The organism is Salipiger sp. PrR003 (assembly GCF_010500785.1).
GTDB lineage: Bacteria > Pseudomonadota > Alphaproteobacteria > Rhodobacterales > Rhodobacteraceae > Salipiger > Salipiger pacificus_A.
Genome location: NZ_JAAGOV010000098.1, coordinates 201,099 through 222,990, shown reverse-complemented (window position 1 = coordinate 222,990; position 21,892 = coordinate 201,099). Strand labels below are relative to the sequence as shown.

Annotated in this window: 20 protein-coding genes; 10 read left to right on the top strand and 10 right to left on the bottom strand. The window is 67.9% G+C overall.

Going from position 1 to position 21,892, the window contains the following annotated elements:
* Position 1: 1 nt before the first annotated feature.
* Complete coding sequence (locus G0D83_RS29260; RefSeq protein ID WP_164198032.1) at positions 2-997, bottom strand: GntR family transcriptional regulator; 996 nt, start codon at positions 995-997, stop codon at positions 2-4.
* Between the two features lie 168 nt (positions 998-1,165).
* Between G0D83_RS29260 and G0D83_RS29255 the strand changes: the two genes are divergently transcribed.
* The 6 genes from G0D83_RS29255 (at position 1,166) to G0D83_RS29230 (ending at position 8,211) form a co-directional block, all read left to right on the top strand.
* On the top strand, positions 1,166-2,737 hold the full coding sequence (locus G0D83_RS29255; RefSeq protein WP_164198030.1) for an ABC transporter substrate-binding protein: 1,572 nt from the start codon (positions 1,166-1,168) through the stop codon (positions 2,735-2,737).
* A 102-nt stretch (positions 2,738-2,839) separates the two neighbouring features.
* Positions 2,840-3,814 carry an ABC transporter permease gene (locus G0D83_RS29250; protein ID WP_108970156.1) on the top strand — a complete coding sequence of 325 codons (975 nt, stop codon included), beginning with the start codon at positions 2,840-2,842 and terminating at the stop codon, positions 3,812-3,814.
* Positions 3,814-4,752, top strand: a complete 939-nt coding sequence (locus G0D83_RS29245; RefSeq protein ID WP_203595136.1) for an ABC transporter permease — start codon at positions 3,814-3,816, stop codon at positions 4,750-4,752. The genes G0D83_RS29250 and G0D83_RS29245 overlap by 1 nt, the downstream gene beginning before the upstream one ends.
* On the top strand, positions 4,749-5,714 hold the full coding sequence (locus G0D83_RS29240; RefSeq protein ID WP_164198029.1) for an ABC transporter ATP-binding protein: 966 nt from the start codon (positions 4,749-4,751) through the stop codon (positions 5,712-5,714). Before G0D83_RS29245 ends, G0D83_RS29240 begins: the two co-directional genes overlap by 4 nt.
* A complete protein-coding gene (locus tag G0D83_RS29235; RefSeq protein WP_164198027.1) occupies positions 5,711-6,733 on the top strand; it encodes an ABC transporter ATP-binding protein in 1,023 nt (340 codons plus the stop codon). Before G0D83_RS29240 ends, G0D83_RS29235 begins: the two co-directional genes overlap by 4 nt.
* A complete protein-coding gene (locus G0D83_RS29230; protein WP_164198025.1) occupies positions 6,730-8,211 on the top strand; it encodes a carboxypeptidase M32 in 1,482 nt (493 codons plus the stop codon). The genes G0D83_RS29235 and G0D83_RS29230 overlap by 4 nt, the downstream gene beginning before the upstream one ends.
* 266 nt (positions 8,212-8,477) lie before the next feature.
* Here the strand turns inward: G0D83_RS29230 and G0D83_RS29225 are convergent, their stop codons facing one another.
* Together G0D83_RS29225 and G0D83_RS29220 are read right to left on the bottom strand one after the other, a co-directional pair.
* Positions 8,478-9,662: a pyridoxal phosphate-dependent aminotransferase gene (locus G0D83_RS29225; RefSeq protein WP_164198024.1), complete on the bottom strand. Its 1,185-nt coding sequence runs from the start codon at positions 9,660-9,662 to the stop codon at positions 8,478-8,480.
* A 1-nt stretch (position 9,663) separates the two neighbouring features.
* Positions 9,664-10,326 (bottom strand): TetR family transcriptional regulator C-terminal domain-containing protein, encoded by a 663-nt coding sequence (locus tag G0D83_RS29220; RefSeq protein ID WP_108970162.1) that lies wholly within the window; start codon positions 10,324-10,326, stop codon positions 9,664-9,666.
* A gap of 155 nt (positions 10,327-10,481) precedes the next feature.
* Between G0D83_RS29220 and G0D83_RS29215 the strand changes: the two genes are divergently transcribed.
* The 4 genes from G0D83_RS29215 (at position 10,482) to G0D83_RS29200 (ending at position 13,701) form a co-directional block, all read left to right on the top strand.
* Positions 10,482-11,255 (top strand): ABC transporter ATP-binding protein, encoded by a 774-nt coding sequence (locus G0D83_RS29215; RefSeq protein ID WP_164198022.1) that lies wholly within the window; start codon positions 10,482-10,484, stop codon positions 11,253-11,255.
* A gap of 38 nt (positions 11,256-11,293) precedes the next feature.
* On the top strand, positions 11,294-12,070 hold the full coding sequence (locus G0D83_RS29210) for a transporter substrate-binding domain-containing protein (RefSeq protein WP_164198020.1): 777 nt from the start codon (positions 11,294-11,296) through the stop codon (positions 12,068-12,070).
* A gap of 70 nt (positions 12,071-12,140) precedes the next feature.
* Positions 12,141-12,860: an ABC transporter permease gene (locus G0D83_RS29205; protein WP_164198018.1), complete on the top strand. Its 720-nt coding sequence runs from the start codon at positions 12,141-12,143 to the stop codon at positions 12,858-12,860.
* Between the two features lie 10 nt (positions 12,861-12,870).
* Complete coding sequence (locus G0D83_RS29200; protein WP_164198016.1) at positions 12,871-13,701, top strand: ABC transporter permease; 831 nt, start codon at positions 12,871-12,873, stop codon at positions 13,699-13,701.
* 16 nt (positions 13,702-13,717) lie between these two features.
* Here the strand turns inward: G0D83_RS29200 and G0D83_RS29195 are convergent, their stop codons facing one another.
* The 7 genes from G0D83_RS29195 to G0D83_RS29165 all read right to left on the bottom strand — a co-directional run bounded on the left by G0D83_RS29195 (position 13,718) and on the right by G0D83_RS29165 (position 21,892).
* Positions 13,718-14,674 (bottom strand): NAD(P)-dependent oxidoreductase, encoded by a 957-nt coding sequence (locus G0D83_RS29195; protein WP_164198014.1) that lies wholly within the window; start codon positions 14,672-14,674, stop codon positions 13,718-13,720.
* A gap of 137 nt (positions 14,675-14,811) precedes the next feature.
* Positions 14,812-15,819 carry an NAD(P)-dependent alcohol dehydrogenase gene (locus tag G0D83_RS29190; RefSeq protein WP_164198012.1) on the bottom strand — a complete coding sequence of 336 codons (1,008 nt, stop codon included), beginning with the start codon at positions 15,817-15,819 and terminating at the stop codon, positions 14,812-14,814.
* A gap of 119 nt (positions 15,820-15,938) precedes the next feature.
* A complete protein-coding gene (locus G0D83_RS29185) occupies positions 15,939-16,673 on the bottom strand; it encodes a class II aldolase/adducin family protein (protein WP_164198075.1) in 735 nt (244 codons plus the stop codon).
* Positions 16,674-16,694: 21 nt separating this feature from the next.
* Positions 16,695-18,116, bottom strand: a complete 1,422-nt coding sequence (locus G0D83_RS29180; RefSeq protein ID WP_164198010.1) for a carnitine 3-dehydrogenase — start codon at positions 18,114-18,116, stop codon at positions 16,695-16,697.
* Positions 18,113-19,036 (bottom strand): 3-keto-5-aminohexanoate cleavage protein, encoded by a 924-nt coding sequence (locus G0D83_RS29175; protein WP_164198008.1) that lies wholly within the window; start codon positions 19,034-19,036, stop codon positions 18,113-18,115. Before G0D83_RS29175 ends, G0D83_RS29180 begins: the two co-directional genes overlap by 4 nt.
* 19 nt (positions 19,037-19,055) lie before the next feature.
* Entirely contained in the window at positions 19,056-19,841 is a 786-nt protein-coding gene (locus G0D83_RS29170) for a carnitinyl-CoA dehydratase (RefSeq protein ID WP_164198006.1), read from the bottom strand.
* A complete protein-coding gene (locus tag G0D83_RS29165) occupies positions 19,838-21,892 on the bottom strand; it encodes an acetate--CoA ligase family protein (RefSeq protein WP_164198004.1) in 2,055 nt (684 codons plus the stop codon). The genes G0D83_RS29170 and G0D83_RS29165 overlap by 4 nt, the downstream gene beginning before the upstream one ends.

The window sequence follows — 21,892 nt, the reverse complement described above, 5'->3', positions numbered from 1 at the left end:
GTCAGTCTTCCTTCTTGCTGGTCAGTCGCAGGCGATGGTCCTCGATGGCCGGCAGAAGCTCGGTCCGGACCGACTGGTTGTCGGGGGTGTGGCGATATTCAAAGCCGGTTTGGCCCGGCCGCAGATTGTCGCGCAGGTAATCGGTGCCGGTGGCGTAGACGAGCACATCGGCCTCGGCGATCAGCGCCTCGGCGCCCGGCTCGCCGCGCACTGCCATCGAGACATCCGACACATGCGGCGCAAAGCGCCGGATGCCCGCCTTCATGATGGTGACGAACTCGGGGAAGTAGGAATAGCCGACCACCCGCGCTTCCGTGGGCAGCGAGGCCAGAGACACCCGCGTCGCCTCGTCCGGGATCAGCGTCAGCCCGTAGACCGCGACGCCGGGAAACAGCTCGCGCGCCGCGCCGAGAAGGGTGCGCGGGGCCACCACCAGATCGACATCCTGCGGCGGCGCGCCGCGAAGTTCGGAAAGCACGCCCGGCACGATCTCGTCGCCTTCCGCAAGGCGCGGGCGCAGCGCGGCGGCATAGGCCTCGGTCGCGTCGTGGAAGTTGCCGAGCATCATCATGCGCAGCGCCCGGCGCTTGCGGGACTGCGCGGTCGAGACCCGCGTGGCCAGGTCGTCGGCACTGAAGCCGCATTGCTTGCCCACCCGGATCAGCTCGGCGACAAGTTCGTCGAGCTTGCGCAGCTGCGTGGCGCAGGTGACCGCCGCCCCGGCAGACACGAAGGTGCCCGAGCCCACCCGTCCTTCCAAGTGCCCCGCCTCCTGCAGCGTCGCGTAGACCGTGCTGACGGTGACCGGCGAGATACCGAGCCGCGCCGCCATCACCCGCACCGAGGGAAGCCGCGCCCCGGCGGGAAGCTCGCCCGAGGCGATTCCGAATTCCAGCGCCCCACGCAGCTGGACAGAGACCTGTACCGACGACTCGCGGTCGATCGCCTCGGCGATGCGGTTCAGGGATTGATCAAGTTGGGCCTGTTTCTTGCTCATTTCGTCACAATGCATTTAAACACTTTAACTGCCAAGTGTTATGTTTTTCCGTGCCCATTATTGATGCAGCCACTCTCTTCGCAGCTACCCGTATCAACATTTTCTTGACCGTATCAACAACTCACCTCAGTGTATCAACATCAAATAACACAACAAGGGAGTTTCAAGATGACACGAGCGACACTCAAGTCCGCCGTCGCGGCTTTGGCCCTGCTGGGCACGGCCCCGATGGCCATGGCCGATGATCTGGTGATCGGCCTGCGCGCCGGTCCCGATTCCATCGACCCACATTGGTCCACCCTCGGCAGCCAGGCCGAGGCCCTGCGCCACATCTATGACACGCTCGTCGATGTGGACGACAACCTGCAGCTCAAGCCCGGCCTCGCCCTGTCCTGGGAAGCCGTCGATGACACCACATGGGACTTCAAGCTGCGCGAAGGCGTGAAATTCCACGACGGCAGCGACTTCACCGCCGAGGACGCGAAATTCTCGATCGAGCGAATCCCCGAGGTCACCGGCCCGATGTCGATGACGCTCTACACCAAGTACGTGGACAGCGTCGAAGTGGTCGACGACTACACGCTGCGCGTCCACACCAAGGGCATCGCCCCGGCCCTGCCGAACGACTTCACCCGCCTCTTCGTCGTTCCCTCCGAGACCGGCATGGAGGCGCGCAACGAAGAGTTCAACTCGGGCGCCAAGGCCATCGGCACCGGCCCTTACACCTTTGTCTCCTGGCAGCCCAAGGGTGATCTCGTGCTCGAGAAGTTCGACGGATACTGGGCCGACACCCCGGCCTGGGACAAGGTCATCCGCAAGGAGATCCCCGACGATGCCGCCCGCGTCGCCGCGCTGCGCTCGGGCGAGGTCGACATGATCAACTACGTGCCCGCCTCCGACTACCTGGCGATGAAGAATGATTCCGGCCTCGAGACCTTCATCTCGGACTCGGTCTACATCCTCAACGTGCAGCCCTCGGTCGTTGACGAAGAGCCGCAGCCGATCACGCTCAACGGCGAGCCGGTCGACGGCAACCCGCTGCAGGATGTGCGCGTGCGCAAGGCGCTGGACCTCGCTATCAACCGCGACGTGCTGGTCAATGTCGTCCTCGAAGGCCTCGGCACCCCCGCCAACCAGCTGATGCCCGAGGGCTTCTTCGGCTATTCCGACGAGATCGGCGCGCGTGAATACGACATCGAGCAGGCCAAGGCGCTGCTGGCGGAAGCCGGCTATCCCGACGGGTTCGAGATCGACTTCACCTGCACCAACAACCGTGTCCCGGGTGACGCGGTGGTCTGCGAGGCGCTGGCCCAGATGTGGTCGCGGCTCGGGCTGAAGGTAAAGGCGCAGGCGCTCAACGGCACCGTCTTCTTCCCTGCCGCGGCGCGCAAGGAATACACCATGGCCATGTCCGCCTGGGGCACGCTGACCGGCGAGGCCGCCTACACCTACGGCGCGCTGACCCACACCCCGGACGAGGAGAAGGGCTTCGGCAACTTCAACCGCACCGGCTATTCGAACCCCGAGTTCGACAAGGTCTTCGACGAGGGAGCGCAGACGCTCGACCCGGAGGCACGCCGCAAGCTCTACGAGCAGGCATCCTACATCGCGATGGAAGACCGGGCGCTGATCCCGACGGTCATCCTGCAGACGGTCTGGGCGGCGGATGCTTCCTCTCTGGAGTTCACGCCGCGCGTCGATCAGGAGACCCGCGCCTACGAAATCTGGCCGGCCAAGTGATCCGGACGCTCCGCTGATAGAGGGGCGCCCGCCCGGGCGCCCCTGCCTGCAACCGCGCGGCGGGCCGCTTCCGCTGCGCGCCGTCACCGACAAGAGGCCCCAATGCTAGGATATCTCGCCAGGCGTCTAGCCCAGGCCGTGGTCGTGGTCTTCGCCATGTCGATCATCGTGTTCGTCGGCGTCTACGCCATCGGCAACCCGATCGACGTGCTGATCGACCCCGGCGCGACGCAGGAGATCCGCGCCAAGCTGATCGCCCAGTACGGGCTCGACCAGCCGCTCTGGCGGCAGTATTTCACCTTCCTTTCGAACGTCGCCCAGGGCGATCTCGGCACCTCGATGGTCTACAACATCCCGGTGGTCGATCTGGTCTTCTCGCGCCTGCCCGCGACGCTGGAGCTGGTCTTCGTCTCGGTCTGCATCGCGACCTTCATCGGCATCCCGGCGGGGCTCTACGCGGGTTACAAGCCCGGGAGCCTCGGAGCCCGCGCGATCATGGCGCTGTCGGTTCTGGGCTTTTCCGTGCCGACCTTCTGGATCGGCATGCTGCTGATCATGGCCTTCGCGGTAAATCTCGGCTGGCTGCCCTCTGGTGGACGCGGCGATGTCGGCAGCCTCTTCGGCATCCCCACCTCGCTGGCCACCGCCGACGGCTGGAGCCATGTCATCATGCCGGCGCTGAACCTGTCGCTCTTCAAGATGGGCCTGCTGATCCGCCTCACCCGCGCCGGCATGGTCGAGGCCATGCAGACCGACTACGTGAAATTCGCCCGCGCGCAGGGGCTGCCCGACCGGCAGATCGTCTTCAGCCACGTACTGCGCAACATTTCCATCCCGATCGTCACGGTCTTCGGCCTCGAGCTCGGCTCGACCCTCGCCTTCGCCGTGGTCACCGAGAGCGTGTTTACCTGGCCCGGCGTCGGCAAGCTGATCATCGACTCGATCCTGCAGCTCGACCGGCCGGTAATGGTCACCTACCTGGTGCTGGTGGTGATCCTCTTCGTGCTGATCAACCTGGTGGTCGATCTCGTCTACGCCCGGCTCGACCCGCGCGTGCGCCTCAAGGGGAAAGCCTGATGTCCGACACCGCTCCCATGCCGCAGGCCAGCCTGCCCCTGCCACCCGCACCCGAGGTCGAAACCCGCGCGCAGCGCTTGCGCAATTTCTGGGCCGACTACCGCCGCTCGTCGGTGGCGGTGGCCTCGCTGGTGGTGATCCTGGTCTTGGCTTTCGTCTCCTTCGGCGCGCCGCTGGTCTCGCCGCAGGATCCCTATGACATGGCCGCGCTCGACTGGATGGATGCCTTCCTGCATCCGGGCGAGACCGGCTCGGGCGGCTACACCCATCTGCTCGGCACCGACAACGCCGGGCGTGACATGCTCTCGGCGATCTTCTACGGGCTGCGCACAAGCTTCGTCATCGGCCTCTCGGCGGGGGCGCTGGCGCTCTTCACCGGCATCTGCGTCGGGCTCACCGCGGCCTATTTCGGCGGCCGGGTCGAAAGCCTGCTGATGCGCATCGTCGATCTTCAGCTCTCGATGCCCGCGATCCTGCTGGCGCTGGTGCTGGTGGCCATGCTGGGACAGGGCGTCGGGCAGATCATCCTCGCGCTGGTTGTCGCGCAATACGCCTATTTCGCCCGCACCACCCATGGCGCCGCCACGGTCGAGCGCAGCAAGGATTACATCGAGGCCGCGCGCTCGACGCCGCTGCCGACCCGCCGCGTGCTCTTTCGGCACCTGCTGCCCAACGTCATGCCGCCGCTGATCGTGGTCGCCACCGTGCAGGTCGCCAGCGCCATCGCGCTAGAGGCCACGCTCTCGTTCCTCGGGGTCGGCCTGCCGCTGACCGAGCCTTCGCTCGGCTCGCTGATCTCCAACGGCTTCAAGTACATCCACTCGGACCGCTACTGGCTGTCCATCTATCCGGGGATATTCCTGATGATCACCGTGGTTGCCATCAACCTCGTCGGGGACCAGGTGCGCAGCGTGCTCGATCCGCGAGGCCAGCGATGACCGCCGCGCTCGAGGTTCGCGGCCTCACCACCCGCTTCGAAACCCGTAAGGGCCCGGTCACCGCCGTCAACGACGTCAGCTTCTCGGTGCAACCGGGGCGCATCATGGGGCTGGTCGGCGAAAGTGGGTCGGGCAAGAGCGTCACCGGCTTTTCCGTGCTCGGGCTGATCGACGCGCCGGGGCGCGTCACCGGCGGTCAGGTGCTGGTGCAGGGCACCGACCTGCGAACGCTCTCGCCCGACGCGCTGCGCCGGATGCGCGGCAGCAAGGTGTCGATGGTCTTCCAGGATCCGATGATGACCCTGAACCCGGTCCTGCGCATCGGCGACCAGATGGCCATGGCGGTGCGGGTGCACGAGAAGATGAGCAAGCGCGCCGCCTGGGACCGCGCCCGGCAGGCGCTCGAGACCGTGGGCATTCCCGCCCCCGCCGAACGGCTGCAGGCCTATCCGCACCAGCTCTCGGGCGGGATGCGCCAGCGCGTCGCCATCGCCATGGCGCTGCTGCACCGACCCGCGGTGATCATCGCCGACGAGCCGACCACCGCGCTCGACGTGTCGATCCAAGGGCAGATCCTCGCCGAGGTGCGCCGCCTTGCCGACGAGACCGGCACCGCCGTCGTCTGGGTCACCCATGACCTCGCCGTGGTCAGCTCGCTCGCCGACGACATCTCGGTGATGTACGCGGGCCGCATCGTCGAGAGCGGCACCGCCGCGCAGGTGATCGGCAACCCGCGCCACCCCTACACCCGCGGGCTCATCGACAGCGTGCCAAGCCTGCACGAGCCCGGCGCAAAGCTGCCGCAGATCCCCGGCGCGACACCGCAGCTCGCGAACCTGCCCTCCGGCTGCCCGTTCCGCCCGCGCTGCGCCTTCGCCACCGAGGCCTGCGCCGCCGCCCCTCCCCTGCACGAGGCGCACGGCCGCCACGTCCTGTGCCATCACCCGCTGGAGGCGACATGACCGACCCCTTGCTGAAGATCGACACTGTCTCGAAGCGGTTCAGCCGCAAGCCGGGCCTGCTGGGCCGCGGCATCGACCGGATCACCGGGCGCAGCTCGGAAAGCACCGTGCACGCGCTGACCGATGTCTCGCTCGAGGTGACGCGCGGCGAGGTGCTGGGGATCGTCGGGGAATCCGGCTGCGGCAAGTCCACGCTCGGGCGGATCGTGTCGGGCATCTACGCCCCGACCGAGGGCGCGGTCCTGCTGGGCGGCAAGCCGGTCGCCCGGGGCGCGGATCACGGCATAGAAAAGCTGACCACCCGCGTGCAGATGATCCATCAGGATCCCTTTGCCAGCCTCAACCCGCGCATGAAGGTCGGCGAGACCATCGCCGAGGGCCCGCGCGTCCACCGCATCGTGGAGGCCGGACGCCTGCGCGCCCGCGTCGCCGAGCTGCTGGAACAGGTCGGGCTTGAAGGCGCCTACGCCGACCGCCTGCCGCACCAATTCTCGGGCGGCCAGCGCCAGCGCATCGCCATCGCCCGCGCGCTCGCCATGGAGCCCGAACTCCTGGTGCTCGACGAGGCGGTCGCCTCGCTCGACGTGTCGATCCAGGCGCAGGTGCTCAACCTCTTCATCGACCTGCGCCGCGAGCTCGACCTCACCGCGCTCTTCATCAGCCACGACCTTTCCGTGGTGCGCCACGTCTGCGACCGGGTGGCGATCATGTACCTTGGCCGGGTGGTCGAGCTGACCAGCGCCGCACGGCTCTACGCCCGCCCGATGCACCCCTATACCGAGGCGCTTTTCGCCTCAGTGCCCACGCTCGGTACCGGCCGCGCCGCCTTTCACCCGATCAAGGGCGAGATCCCCTCGCCGCTGAACCCGCCCAAGGGCTGCGCCTTCCACCCGCGCTGCCCCTTCGCCGGGCCGCGCTGCCGCACCGAGGTCCCCCGGCTCGCGGCCCCCGAGACCGGCCATTCCGTCGCCTGCCACCTGCACGACGGCGGCACCGGCGCGACGGAGGTGGCGGCATGACCAGCGATCTCTCGACCCGTGTCGCCCAGCTCAACGACGTGCTCTGCAGCGTCAACGCGCTGCAATGGGACGCGCGGGTGATGATGCCGCGCGGCGGGGCTGAAACCCGCGGCCACCAGCTTGCCACGCTCAAGGGCATCGCCCGCGAGATGATCCTCGACCCGGCAATGGAAGCCGCGGCAGAGGCCGCGCTCGGCACCGGCGAGGATGCCGCGGCGCAGGCGGTTCAGGCCGCGCGCCGCTGGCACGCCGCCTTGCCCGCCGAGTTGCTGCGCCGCCAGGCCGAGCAATCCGCCCTCGCCGGCGCGGTCTGGGCCGAGGCGCGCGCCAGCGGAGATTTCGCCCTCTTCAAACCCTACCTTCAGACCATGCTGGACCTCGCGCGGCAGGTCGCGCAGGCGAGCGGCTTTGGCGCGCACCCCTATGACGCGATGGTCCACGCCTTCGAACCGGGCGAGACGGCCGCCAGCCTTGCCGCGCTCTTCGACCGGCTGCGCGCCGCGCAGAAGCCGATCCTCGACAGCGCGCTCGGCAAACCCAAGCCCCGGACCGAGTTCCTCTACCGCGACTATCCCGTTGCGCAGCAGCAGGCCTTCTGCCGCGCGCTGGTTGCCGAGCTGGGCTATGACTTCGCCCACGGGCGACTGGACACGGCGGTGCACCCCTTCGAGATCAGCATGACCCGCGGCGACGTGCGCATCACCTCGCGCTGGCGGCCCGATTACCTGCCGATGTCGATCTTCGGCTCGATCCACGAGACCGGCCACGCGCTCTACGAGATGGGCGTCGACCCGAGCTTCACCCGCAGCGCCATGACCACCGACATGATCGGCCTCTACGCCGTCGGCGGCACCAGCTTCGGGATGCACGAAAGCCAATCGCGCCTGCTGGAAAACCACGTCGGCCGCGCGCCGGAGTTCTGGCAGCACCACTTCGGCACCCTGCGCGATCATTTCCCCGAGCAGCTTTCGGATGTCAGCGCAGAGGAGTTCGTCGCGGCGGTCAACCGTGTCGAGCCCGGACTGATCCGGGTCGAGGCCGACGAACTGAGTTATGATTTCCACATCATGCTGCGCGTCCGCCTCGAGATGGCGCTGATGGAAGGCAGCCTCGACCCCGCCGACCTGCCCGACGTCTGGAACGCCGCCATGCGCGAGGATCTCGGGGTGGAGGTGCCGCACGATGGCCTCGGCTGCCTGCAGGACGTGCATTGGTCCTCGGGCTACATCGGCTCCTTCCCGACCTACACCATTGGCAATATCACCGCCGCGCAGATCATGGAGCATTACCGCAACCATCGGCCCGAGATCGCGGCCGGACTCGGGCGCGGCGAGACGGGTCCGCTGCGCGAGGCTCTGAAGGCAGATGTCTGGCGGCACGGGCGGAGCCGCAGCCGGGCGGAAATCCTGGACGGACTGGGGAAGACGGCTTCGGACCCCACGGCGTATATCGGATACCTTCGACGAAAGTTCACCTGACCGCGGGCCAGCGACACGCGTCCATATCTGAGGCCCAGGCGGTGCCCCGTGCTGGCGGTCAGTTCCATGCAAATGAGGGCGCCGTCACTCACCGCGTCGGGCGCATGGCCCGAAAGAGTGCATCCCCGTCTCGCTGCCGCAGGCTGTGGGGCGGTCAATCTCTCGGACAAGGTCGACCCATGGATGAGTAGACGCGCACCCGTCACGCGCAGCCTTGCCACCGCCCAATAGGCAGGGGCATCGAGCTGCCGACCCGGCACCATCGATCAGGCGACGGCGCGCCCGATCAGCGTCCGACACAGCGCCTCGATCCGCTGCGTGGCCAGCGCGAGCTCTGCGTCCGGAACCGTCAGCGCCACACGCACCAGCCCCGTGCCGTTGCTGCCGAAGGCGCTGCCCGGCATCACCGCCACGCCCTGCTCCTCCAGCAACCGCCAGGCGAAGCCCTCGCCATCGAGCCCCGTTCCCGAAACGTCGAGCATCAGGAACATGCCGCCGCGCGGCATCTGGGACGAAAGACCCGGCACATCGTTCAACCGGTCGCAGAGCATGCGGGCCCGCCGGCCAAAGGCTTCGCGCATCCGCTCCGAGGTATCAAAGGCCCCGCGCAGGGCGGCCTCGGTCATGTCCGCGATGAAAGGCTGGTTGCCGAACAGCATCGTTTCCGAGACCGGCAGCACAGCCGCGCAGAAGTCCGCCGGGCCGATGGCCCAGCCGCTGCGAAAGCCCGTGGCCGCGTGGCTCTTCGAGATCGAAGAAACCACGACCACCCGCTCGCGTAGCGCCGCGATCTCGAGCGGCGAGGCGAAGCTGCCCTCGAAGATCAACTCCGCGTAGACCTCGTCGCAGACGATCCAGAGGTCGTGCTCGGCGCAGATTTCCCCCAGAGCCTCCAGCGTCGCGCGGTTGATCACCGCGCCGGTCGGGTTGTGCGGCGTGTTGAGCAGCAGCACCCGGCTGTCTTTCGTTATGGCCGCGCGCAGGTCGTCCGGCTGCAGCACGAAACCCCGGTCCATGCGCAGCGGCACCGGCTGCACGTGGCCACCGGCGGCGGCCACCACGCCCTCGTAGGTGGCATAGTAGGGATCGCCGATCAGCACCCCCTCGCCCGGCCCCACCAGCCCCAGCATGACGGTGAAAAGCGCGGTCTGGGTGCCGGGAAAGCACAGCACGTTCTCGGGTCCGATATCCGGCTGCCGGGGCCGGTAGGCCTCGACCAGCGCATCGATCAGCCCTGGCTCGCCCCGCCCGTTGGAATATTGCGTGCGGCCTGCGCGCAGCGCGGTGACGCAGCGCTCGATCAGCGCGGGGTCCGGGGCGATGTCGGGCTCGCCGATGGTCAGCTCGAGGATGTCCTCTCCCGCGTCGCGCCGCGCGCGGGCCGCGTTGTGCACCGCCCATTTGTCTCCGCCGAGGGTGCGCAGGCGTTCGGTGATCGCGGCATACCGCATGTCAGGTCCTTTCGTCTTCGAGCGCCAGGTGGCGCGTCAGCGTGGTGTCGGGCAGCCTCATGATGCCTTCGGCGGCCTGGAGCGCGATGCCAGAGAGCCGCCGCGCATCGTAAAGCCCGTGGCCGAGCGACCCCTCGATCCAAAGGCCATCGATCAACCCGTTGAGCGCGATGGCCAGGTGCTTGCACCGGGCCGGGTCCGCCGGGCAGCCATGCGCCAAGAGCACCGGGTGGATGCGGGCTTCAAGCAGGTCGAGGAACTCGCGGTAGCCCTCGCGGTGGATGTCGGCATAGGCTGGATCGACGCGCACGCGGCCCACGAAAGTAGCCCAGAGCGAGACCTTCACCCCGGAAAGGCTGGGCGGCGCGAAGTTGGCGGCGATGAATTCCGCCAGCGCCGCGTCGGGCGGTTGCGCGCCGCCGGCCCCGGAATCTTCGGCGGCGGCGGTCATCTGTCCCATGAGGTAGGCGTAGGCGGCGCGCACCATCTCCTCCTTCGAGGGAAAATAGTGACGGATCAGCCCCGCCGAGACCCCGGCGCGCTCGGCGATCTGCCGCGCCCCGGCCTTGTCGAGCCCGAGATCGGCGACGCAGGAGAGCGTCGCCTCGAGCAGGTCGGTGCGGCGACGGTCCTGCGACAGGCGGCTATAGACACGCCGGGTCACGCCCGGCCTCCCGCCGCCAAGAGCATCCTGTCACGCGCATTCCGTATGGTCACTTTGACTTCCTCGTCGAGATTTGTTTTACAGTCGTACAACAGCGAAGAAATTGCAAGGGATGCAGCCACCCGGGATCGTCCGGATTCGGCAGAGGGACAGCCATGAAAGACGCCACGCCGGCGGTAGAGATCCGCGACCTGCACAAGCACTTCGGACGTCTCGAGGTGCTCAAGGGCATCTCGCTCACCGCCCGCCCCGGCGACGTCGTGGCGGTGATCGGCGGTTCGGGTTCGGGAAAGTCCACCATGCTGCGCTGCATCAACATGCTCGAGACCCCCAGCGCCGGCCGGATCGCCATCCATGGCGAGCCCTATGCCATGCGCCCCACCCGCGACGGCGGGCTCGAGCCCTCGGACCGCGCGCAGTTGCAGCGCATCCGCGCCCAGCTCGGCATGGTGTTCCAGAACTTCAACCTCTGGCCGCATCGCACAGTGCTCGGCAATGTGATCGAGGTTCCAATGCAGGTGCTCGGCATTCCCAAGGAGGAAGCCGTCGCCCGCGCCCGTCAGGTCCTCGACCGCGTCGGGCTGGCGGACAAGGAAGACGCCTACCCCGCCCACATGTCCGGAGGCCAGCAGCAGCGCTGCGCCATCGCCCGCGTGTTGGCGGTCGAGCCGCTGGCGATGCTCTTCGACGAGCCGACCTCGGCGCTCGACCCCGAACTGGTCGGCGAGGTGTTGAGTGTGATCCGCGACCTCGCCGCCGAGAAGCGCACGATGATCCTCGTCACCCACGAGATGGGCTTCGCCCGCGATGTGGCGAGCCACGTCGTCTACCTGAAGGACGGCAGGATCGAGGAGGAGGGCTCGCCAGAACAGATCTTCGGCGACCCACGCTCGCCGCACCTGCAGCAATTCATCCGCTCGATCGCCTGACCGCGCGGGTGCACGACAAGACCAACAGAGGAGAGACCATGTTCAGAACACTCGCGCTTGCCGCCACTGCCGCCGCCACGCTCGCCGCCCCGGCCCTCGCAGAGCCTTACAAGGTCGGCATCGCCGCCGAGCCCTATGCGCCCTTCTACAGCCCTGCCTCGGACGGCAGCTGGAGCGGCTGGGAGATCGATTTTGCCGACGCGCTCTGCGCCGAGATCGAGGCCGACTGCGAGATCACCCCGGTGGCCTGGGACGGCATCATCCCGGCGCTCAACACCGGCAAGATCGACATGATCGTCGCCTCGATGAGCATCACCGAGGAACGCGCCAAACAGATCGCCTTTTCGGACAAGTACTATGACACGCCGACCGGCGTGATCGCCCTCAAGGACAGCAAGGTCGAGCCCACCCCCGAGGGCGTCAAGGGTGCCTATCTCGGCGTCTCGGTGGGCACCATCCACGAGACCTACGCCCGCACGCATTTCTCCGAGACCGCCGCCGACATCCGCAGCTACCCCACGGTGGACGAAGAGCTGCAGGATCTCGCCGCGGGCCGGATCGACGCGGTGATCGGCGACATGCTGGCGATGATGCCCTTCCTCGACACCAAAGCCGGCGCGGCCTGCTGTGAGTACCGCGGCGCGGTCAACAGCGACCCGGCGATCCTCGGTCAAGGGGTCGGCGTCGGCCTTCGCAAGGAGGACAGCGAGCTGCTCGAACGGGTGAACTCCGGCATTGCGGCGATCCGCGAGAACGGCACCTACGACAAGATCTCGGAGCCCTACTTCGAAGGTCTCGACATCTACGGCAGCTAAGCCGCCTTCCCGGGCCGCGACACGACCGTCGCGGCCCGGGCACTGCAATAATCAAGGACGCCGCCGCACGATGTTCGATGCTTTCGATTTCAGCCTGCTCGCCCTCACGTCACCGGGATGGGGCGGCGCGCTCCTCGCCGGGTTCCTGCGCTCGGTCGAACTGGCGGCAGGCGGCTATCTGCTCGGCATCGTCATCGGCCTGCTCGGTGCCACCGCCAAGCTCTACGGCGGGCGCGTGCTGCGCGATATCGCCGAACTCTACACGCTGCTCATCCGCGCGGTGCCAGAGCTGGTCTTGATGCTGCTCTTTTACTACGTGGGCACCGATCTGCTGAACAAGCTGATGGCCACCCTGGGCCGCGAGGGTGTCGACATCGACGGCCTCAGCGCCGGTATCCTGGTGATCGGCTTGGTGCAGGGCGGCTACGCCACCGAGGTGATCCGCGGCGCCATCCGCGCCGTGCCGCCCGGGCAGATCGAGGCCGCGCAGGCCTTCGGCATGTCACCGCTCAAGGTGCTGCGCCGGGTGACCCTGCCTGCCATGACACCGCATGCGCTGCCCGGCATGGCGAATCTGTGGATGATCGCCACCAAGGACACCGCGCTGCTCGCCGTGATCGGCTTCTCCGAGCTGACGCTGGTGACCAAGCAGGCCGCCGCCGCGACGCGCGAGTATTTCCTTTTCTTCGTCGCCGCGGGGCTGCTCTACCTCGCGCTCACCCTGATCTCGAACCTCGGCCTGCGCTGGCTCGAACGGCGCGCCCGCCGCGGCTTGCCGGCCGCCGCCTGAGGAGCGCCCCATGCCCGATATCAACATCGCCTCTCCGATCCTCCCCGCCCCTGCGCTGCCCCTGCGCGCCCGACTCGCGCCGCTGCTGATGCCGCACCGCCTGGCCCTGGCGGCGCTGGCGCTGGCGGCGCTCGCGGCGATTCTCACCCAGATGGACTGGAGCTGGCTGCCCGCCTACCTGCCCAAGATCGGCCACGGACTGCTGGTGACCCTGGCGCTTCTGGGTTCGAGCATCGCCGCCGGCCTCGCGCTCGCGCTGCCGCTCGGCGCGGTGCAGGTCGCCGGTCCGGCGCCCCTGCGCTGGCTGGCGGCCGGCTTCTGCACGGTGATCCGCGGAACGCCGCTGCTGCTGCAACTCTGGCTGATCTACTACGGCCTCGGCGCACTCTTCGCGCAATTCCCCGAGATTCGCGGTTCTTGGCTCTGGCCCTACCTGCGGCAGGCCTGGCCCTACGGTTTCCTGACACTGGCCCTCTCCTTCGCCGCCTACGAGGGCGAGGTGATGCGCGGCGCCTTCGCTGGGGTGCCGCGGGGCGAACTCGAGGCTGCCCGGGCCTTTGGCATGTCTCCGCTAAAAGTGTTCCGCCGGGTCTGGTTGCCCCGCGCCATGCACCGCGCGCTGCCCACGCTGGCGGGCGAGATCATCCTGCAACTCAAGGCGACGCCACTGGTCGCGACAATCACCGTCACCGACCTCTATGCAGTGATCACCCGCGTGCGGCAGGACACCTACCTCACCTACGAGCCGCTGCTGCTGCTGATCGCGATCTACCTGTGCCTGAGCGGCACTCTGACCCTGCTGCTGCGCTGGATGGAGGGGCGGGTGCCGAGCGGGCGCTGAGCCCGCCCCGAGAAGGTCAGTAGCCGCGCGCCCGGTCCACCGCACAGCCCATCGGGCGCCCGTCGCGCAGCGCCCGCGCCGTCTCGACCACCTGCTCGGCCACCACCTCGGGCAGAGAGTCGCTGGCCACATGAGGGGTGATCCGCAGCCGCGCATCTTGCCAGAAGCGGTGCTCAGGCGGCAGCGGCTCCTCGCGGAAGACATCCAGCGTCGCCGCCGCCAGTTGGCCGCTGTCCAGTGCCGCCTCGAGATCGGTCTCCACAAGGTGCTCGCCACGACCGATTTGCACCAGACTCGCCGCCGGAGCGAGCCGCGCGAAGAGCGCCGCATCCAACACGTTCTCGGTCTCGGCCGTCAGCGGCAGGACATTGACGAGGTACTGTGCACCCTCGGCCGCACGCGCCACGGCGCCCGGCCCGGAAAGATAGCTCACACCCGGCAGCCGCTCTGCCGGTTCGCCGCGACAGGCCACGCGTACCGAAAATCCCAAGGCCCGCAGCCCGGTCACCACCGCCCGGCCCATGGTCCCGTGTCCCAGCACCGCAACCTGCACCGAACCCGGGGCCCTCATCCGAAGCGGAAGCCACCGGGCTTTGGCGGCATTGCGCGCCATCTCGGCGAAGCCGCGCTCGTAATGCAACACCTCATGCACCGCATAGCCCGCCATCAGTTCGGCCTGATGCGGATCACGCACCCGCGCGACGACGGCAGCGTCGGGCAGTCCGGGATGCGCCAGCAAAGCGTCGACGCCCGCCGCGACCGACATGGCGAGCCCAAGGTTCGGATAAGGCGCGAAAGCCCCCTCTCCCGGCTCCCAGCAAATCGCGAAGCGCACGTCCTCGGGTCGGTCGATCTGGTCGGGGCGGCGCAGCAAGACATCCGTCGCACACTGTCGCAGCGCTGCGCCGTAAAGCGCATCCAGGTCCGCCGTTGCACTGAGGTATACACCGAGGATTGGTGACTGCGCGGGCATGGGGCTGTCTCCCTTTCATTGATCGGGATTCTTATTGCACAAATGTACAATAGACGCCATGCCGCCGGCTCTGCCATCCGCCGGATCGGCGCCCGCGCGCGGCAACCGGTCGCGCCCATGCCGCGACCGGCGCGAGATCACATGGTCACACAGATCTTGCCGAAATGCGCGCCGCTTTCCTGGTAGCGGAAGGCCTCGGCGAGATCGGCCAGCGCGAAGCTGCGGTCGATCACTGGGTGGAGTTTCAGCGCCTCGAGCGCCTTGACGAAGTCGAGCTGGTGCTGGCGCGAGCCGACGATCAGTCCCTGAAGCCGCTGCTGGCGCGCCATCAACAATGCCGTGGGGATTTCGCCGGAGCGCCCGGTGAGCACGCCGATCAGTGCGATATGTGCCCCCGGGCGCCCCGCAACGATGGATTGTGCCAGCGTCGCCGGACCGCCGACCTCGACCACGATGTCAACGCCGCGCCCGCCGGTGAGGTGGCGCATCTCCTCGCCCCATTCGGGCGTGGTGCGGTAGTTGATCACGTGGTCCGCCCCGAGCGCGCGCAGGCGCTCGAGCTTGGCGTCGGACGACGAGGTCGCAATCACCGTTGCACCCATCGCCTTGGCAAGCTGAAGCGCGTAGATCGACACGCCGCCGGTTCCCAGCACCGCGACCGTATCGCCTGCCTTGATCCCCGCATCGACCACCAGCGCGCGCCAGGCGGTCAGCCCGGCGGTGGTGATCGTCGATGCCTCCTCGTGGCTCCAGCCCGCGGGCGCAGGGGTGAACCAGGAGGCGGGCAGCGTGACCCGCTCACGGGCGTAGCCGTCGCGCCCGTCACCCGGCGTGGTCGAGAAATCGCTAGGGCGATCGTCGCCGGTCTGCCAGTCGGGGAAGAAACAGGACACCACAGCATCGCCGACTGCGAAGCCCTCGACACCTGCGCCGACCGCCTCTATCTCGCCCGCGCCATCGGCCATCGGGATCCGACCGTCGGGCAGCGCGCCCTCGACGGCGCAGACCCGGTAGTCGTGGTAGTTCAGCGAACTGGCGCGCAGGCGCACGGTAATTTCACCGGCCGCCGGAGCCGAAGGCTCCGCGGTGTCGCTCGTGACGAGATTGTCGAGACCGCCCGGCGCTTTGATTGTCACCTGTTTCATTGGATTGCCTTCCTTCTGTCTTGGCCCGCTGGCAGGCCACGCCCACCTTTTCGGCGGATCTAGCGCGCCTCGCCGAGAGTCCATTCCCGAGGCGCTTGCGTAAGAGGCCCGTCGCTCGCTCAGCCGCGGAAGTCGGGGCCGACGCCTTCGATCGAGCGCAGATGCGCCTGCCATTCGAGTTCGAGATCGCCATCTTCCTCGTTCATCTGCACGTACTGCTGGTGCACCCGGGTGGCGATCTCGTCATTGACCATGCGCAGCGGCCGACCGCTGGAGGTGGCGGCGATCTGAATCTCGCAGGCGCGCTCGAGGTAGAACATGTTGTTGAACATCTCGGCGGCGCTTCGGCCGGTGGCGATGAGCCCGTGGTTGCGCAGCATCAGCACCGGGTGATCGCCGAGGTCCTCGACGATGCGCTCGCGCTCTTCCAGATCCAGCGCGATGCCTTCGAAGTCGTGGTAGCCGATGCGATTGTGGAACTGCAGCGAAATCTGGTTGAGCGGCAGCAGCCCTTCTTCCATGCAGGAGACCGCCACGCCCGCGCGGGTATGGGTGTGCATGATCCAGGCCGCGTCATGCCGGGTCATGTGCACCGCCGAATGGATGGTGAAGCCCGCCGGGTTCACCCGCTGCGGGCTGCCGTCGACCTTGTTGCCGTCGACATCGATCTTCACCAGCGAGGAGGCCGTGATCTCTTCCCAGCGCCAGCCATAGGGGTTGATCAGGAAATGCCCGTCCTCGCCCGGCACGCGCGCGGTGATGTGGGTGTAAATCAGGTCTGTGAACCTGTGCAGCGCCGCGAGCCGGTAGCAGGCGGCGAGCTCTTCGCGGGTCTGTTTCTCTTCAGGGGACATGGTCATCGGTGTCTCCGGTCTTCAGTTGCGTTGGCCGACGGCGCCACCGGCGCCCTCGGCGGGGCGCCCGGCGTGGGCCGCGGCCAGGGTTTCGAGCGCCTGCGCCACCTGCGGCTCCGGCGGGCATGCGCGGCGGGTGGTGAGGTCGGTGTGAACAAGCAAGGTTTCGAGCGTGGCCGCAAGGGTTCCATCGGGTTTTGTCACCCGGTGGAAGAGTTTCATCTTCTTGCCCGCGCCCTCCAGCACCTGTGTGATCACCGTCAGGAGGTCCCCGCGATGCGCCTCACTCAGGTAGCGGATGCGGGTGTCGACAGTGAAGAAACTCTTGCCCGAGGCGACATAGGCGTCATCCGCGCCCACGAGTTTCATCAGCCCGTCGGTGGCCCAGGTGCCCAGCTCGAGATAGGCGGCCTCGTTCATGTGACCGTTGTAGTCCGTCCAGGTGACCGGTACCGACTGGCGCAGGGTGATCGGCAGACCGTCTTGCTCGCCACCCCTGTCCAGCAATGTCTCGTGCCGCAGAAGCACTCCGCCCGCGCCACTGCCGGTACGGCGGAGGCCGCGCAGGATGGCGACAAGATTGTCGTCGCGCAGCCGCTCCAGTTCCCGGATGCCAAGATGGCCCGACTGGGCGTCGGACTGGCTGCTGATGGTTTCGACAAGCGCCGCATTCAGCTCGGGCACATCGGTCAGCTTTGTCCAGGGCCAGTCGAGGGTCGGGCCGAACTGCGCGATGTAGCTCTGCATTCCTGCCTCGCCGCCGGCAATCCGGTAGGTCTCGAAGAGCCCCATCTGCGCCCAGCGGAGGCCGAAACTCATGCGGATCGCGTCATCGATCTCGGCGGTGGTTGCGATGCCGTCCTTCAGCATCCACAGTGCCTCGCGCCAGACCGCCTCCTGGAAGCGGTTGCCGATGAAGGCGTCGATCTCCTTACGCAGAACCAGCGGGTGCATGCCGATCGAGGTAACCACCTCGGCGGCCTTGTCGCAAAGTGTCGGATCGCCCGAAATTTCCGCCAGAGGCAGCAGGTAGACCGGGTTGAACGGGTGCACCACCACCACCGGCGCACCGCCGGAGGCGAGGTCGCTGGCCTTGAAGCCCGAGGTCGAGGACGCGATGAAATCACCCACGCGCAGCGCCGCGGTGATCTCGTCATACACCCTGTGCTTCAGCTCTAGCCGCTCCGAGACGCTCTCCTGCACCCAGTCCGCGCCCGCCACCGCTTCGGAGATCGAGGCGGCAAAGGTGAGGCTGCCCTCGGGCGGCAACGGGCGGGCATAGAGCGCGGGCAGCGCGGCGCTGGCATTGTCCAGCACCTCGCCGATCTTGCGGTCCGCCTCGGGGTCGGGGTCGAAGACTGCGACGTCCCAGCCGTTGAGCAGGAAGCGCGCGGCCCAGCCACCGCCGACGACGCCCCCGCCGATGATCGCGGCGCGGCTCATGCCGGAGCCGCGGGGGCGGCGCGCTTCACGAGGCCAAGCTGCGCGCGCACCTCTTCCGGCCCGATCAGCGAGGCGCCCATGTTGCTCAGCAGGCTTGCTGCCTTCTCGACAAGTTGCGCGTTGGTCGCCAGCACGCCGCGCTCGAGGTAGATGTTGTCCTCCAGCCCGACCCGGACGTTGCCGCCTGCCAGTGCCGCCGCCGCCACATAGGGCATCTGATCGCGGCCAAGGCTGAAGGCCGACCAATTCCAGCTCTCGGGCACGTTGTTGACCATCGCCAGGAAGGTATTGAGGTCGTTCGGCGCACCCCACGGGACGCCCATGCAGAGCTGCACCAGCGCCGGGTTTTCCAGCACGCCTTCCTTCACCAGCTGCTTGGCGAACCATAGATGGCCGGTGTCGAAGGCCTCGATCTCGGGTTTCACGCCGAGCTCGGTCATCTGCTGGCCCATGGCGCGCAGCATGCCCGTGGTGTTGGTCATCACGTAATTGCCGTCGCCGAAGTTCATCGACCCGCAGTCGAGCGTGCAGATCTCCGGAAGGCAGGCGCGGATGTGGGCCATGCGCTCGGTCGCGCCCGCCATGTCTGTGTTCGGCGTATCGAGCTGCATCGGCCTCTCGGGATCGCCGAAGGTCAGATCGCCGCCGACGCCTGCGGTGAGGTTCAGCACCACGTCCACCTCTGACGCGCGGATGCGGTCGGTCACTTCTCGGTAGTAGTCCAGATCGCGGCAGGGCGCGCCGGTCTCGGGGTCGCGTACGTGGCAGTGGACGATGGCGGCCCCGGCCTTGGCGGCGTCTATGGCGGCATCGGCGATTTCCTTGGGCGAGCGCGGCACGAGGTGGCTCTTGTCCTGCGTTGCGCCCGCGCCGGTGATCGCAGCGGTGATGAAGGGTTTTCGGTTCATCTGAAGAGGCATGGTGTCTCCTGTCGTCTCGTTACCGGCCTTTCCAGACCGGGTCGCGTTTCTCGGCGAAGGCGCGGGCGCCTTCCTTCTGGTCTTCGGAGCGGTACAGCCGCTCGACGGTTTCGAGCTGGCTGCGGGTGATGCGGTTCATCGCGTCCTGGAACTTCATGTCCTCGGCTTCGCGGGCGATCTCCTTGATCGCGGCGAAGACCAGCGGCGGACCGGCGGCCAGCTCGTCCGCCATCTTGCGCGCCTCGGCCATCAGTTCGGCCCCCGGCACGACGCGGTTGACCAGGCCCCAGCGATGCGCCTCCTCCACGTCGAACCAGCGGCCGGTGTAGAGCAGCTCCATGGCGATGTGATAGGGGATGCGCTTGGGTAGCTTGAGGGTCGCCGCGTCGGCCACGGTGCCGGATTTGATCTCCGGGAGGGCAAAGGAGGCGTGGTCGGCGGCGAAGATGATGTCGGCGCTGATCGCCAGTTCCAACCCACCACCGCAAGCGATGCCGTTGACCGCAGCGATCACCGGCTTGTTCAGGCCGCGCAGCTCCTGCAGGCCGCCGAAGCCGCCCTTGCCATAGTCGCCGTCGGCATCCTCGCCGCTGGCTGCGGCCTTGAGGTCCCAGCCCGGGCAGAAGAACTTCTCGCCCGCGCCGGTGAGGATCGCCACGCGCAGCTCGGGGTCGTCCCGGAAGTTGGTGAAGATTTCCCCCAGCTCGCGGCTGGTGGCCATGTCGATCGCGTTGGCCTTGGGCCGGTTCAACGTCACCTCGAGCACCGCGCCGCGGCGCTCGGTGAGCACGTTCGAAGAGGTCATTGTCTCTCTCCCATCCTGATGAGTGCATCCGCTGCAACGGCGCCCGAGGCACGACAGATCAGCGGGTTAATTTCGATTTCGTGGAGGTTGTCCGCATGGCAGCTGACCAGCTCCTGCAGCGCCATGATCGTGTCGAGCACGGCCTCCATGTCCGCCGCCGGGCGGCCGCGGTAGCCGGTGAGCAGCGCGCCGCTGCGCAGGCCCGTGAGCGCACGATGCACCTCCTCGCGGCTGGCGGGGACCAGCAGCGAGGAGGTGTCGCGAATGAGTTCGGTGAGGATACCGCCCAGCCCCAGCGTCAGCACGAAGCCATGCGCCGGGTCTCGCGTCACGCCGATCAGCAGCTCGGCCACGCTGCCCGTGATCATCTCTTCGACGAGAAAGCTCTGCGCGGGCATCACCGCCGCCGCTTGCATCACCGCCTCGCGGCAGTCGAGGTTCAGCACCACGGCCCCGGCCTCGGTCTTATGGGCGATGCCCTCGCCCTTCAGAACGACCGGGAAGCCGATGGCAGAGGCGCAGGCTCCGGCGGTCTCGGCACAGTCGGCGCGGTCGGATTTCGGCACTCGGATGCCTGCTGCCGCGAGCAGCGCCTTGGCCTCCGCCTCGGGATAGATGCGGGTGGCACCATGGCCGTTAATCGGCATCAGCACCGGCTCGGTTGGTTGGTTGCCGCCCGCGGACCGCATGCCGACCTGTGCCGCGGCGCCAATCGCGCGCAGCGCCTCGCCCATGCCGCAGAGCGGGGTGATGCCGAGCTCCAGCGCCCGTGCAGCGACCGGCTCGGGCAACCCCTCGGCGAGCAGCGAAACCAAGGCCATCGGCGTGCCGGTGGTGTGTCTCGTTCGGGCCACCGCGCGCAGCACCTGGTCGTAGTCGGGCGCGGCAAAGCGGTCGTCGCGCGGGTAGTCGATCACCACGCAGCCGAGCGCCAGATCGGCGTCGCAAAGGCCGGTGAAAGTGGCTTCCAGCGCCGCCTCGTCGCCCCAGATATATGTGTTGTAGTCCAAGGGGTTTGCCAGCGCGACCTTCGGGCCGAGCGCCGCCCGCAGAGCGGATTTCTGGGTATCGTCCAGCGCAGGGAATTCGACGCCCACCACTTCGCCCATGTCGGCCATCAGCGAGGCCTCGCCGCCCGAGCAGGATGCCGAGGCGATCCGCGCAGAGGACAGCCCGCCGATGACATGCAGCAGCTTCAGCGTCTCGACCAACTCCGACGGCGTGGCGACCTGCGCCATCCCGAGCCGGCGCAGCAGCGCCCGCGCCCCGGCATCGCTGCCGGTGAGCGAGGCGGTGTGCGAGACCGCCGCCTCCTGCGCCTGCTGCGACGCTCCGACCTTCAGCGCGACGATGGGTTTGGCCAGTTCCTGCGCGCGGCGGGCCAGCCCCTCGAAGGCGGGCAGGTGGCTGATCCCCTCGATGTGCAGCCCGAGCGCGGTGATGCGCGGGTCTTCCAGCAGCGCGATGCCGAGATCGGCCATGGATGTCTGCGCCTGATTGCCCGCCGCCACGACCGCGGCCAGCGGCAGACCGCGGCGCTGCATTGTGAGGTTGATCAGCACGTTGGACGACTGGCCAATGACGGCGACGCCGCTCTCCACCGGCGACATGCCGTGCCGGTCGGGCCAGAGCGCCACGCCGTCGAGCGCGTTCACCATGCCATAGCAGTTCGGTCCCAGGATCCGCATATTGCCCGCGGCGGCGACCAACTGCTCCTGCAGGTCATCTCCGTCGGCCAATTCCGAGACCGCCTCGCTGAAGCCGGCGGCAAAGCAGACCGCGCCGCCGCAGCCCATGGCCGAGAGCTCTCCGGCGATCTGTACCGAAAGCTCGCGGTTGACCCCGATGAAGGCGGCATCCGGAACGCCTGGCAGCGACGAGAGGTCCGCGTAGGCCGGCAGCCCGCCGACCTCGGATTTCTTGGGGTGCACCGGCCAGATCGGCCCCGAGAAGCCGGTCTCGCGGCACTGGCGCACCACGCTTTCGCACCAGGTACCACCGCCGATGACGGCGATGGCCTTTGGCGAAAGGAAGCGGCTGAGCGGCTCCAT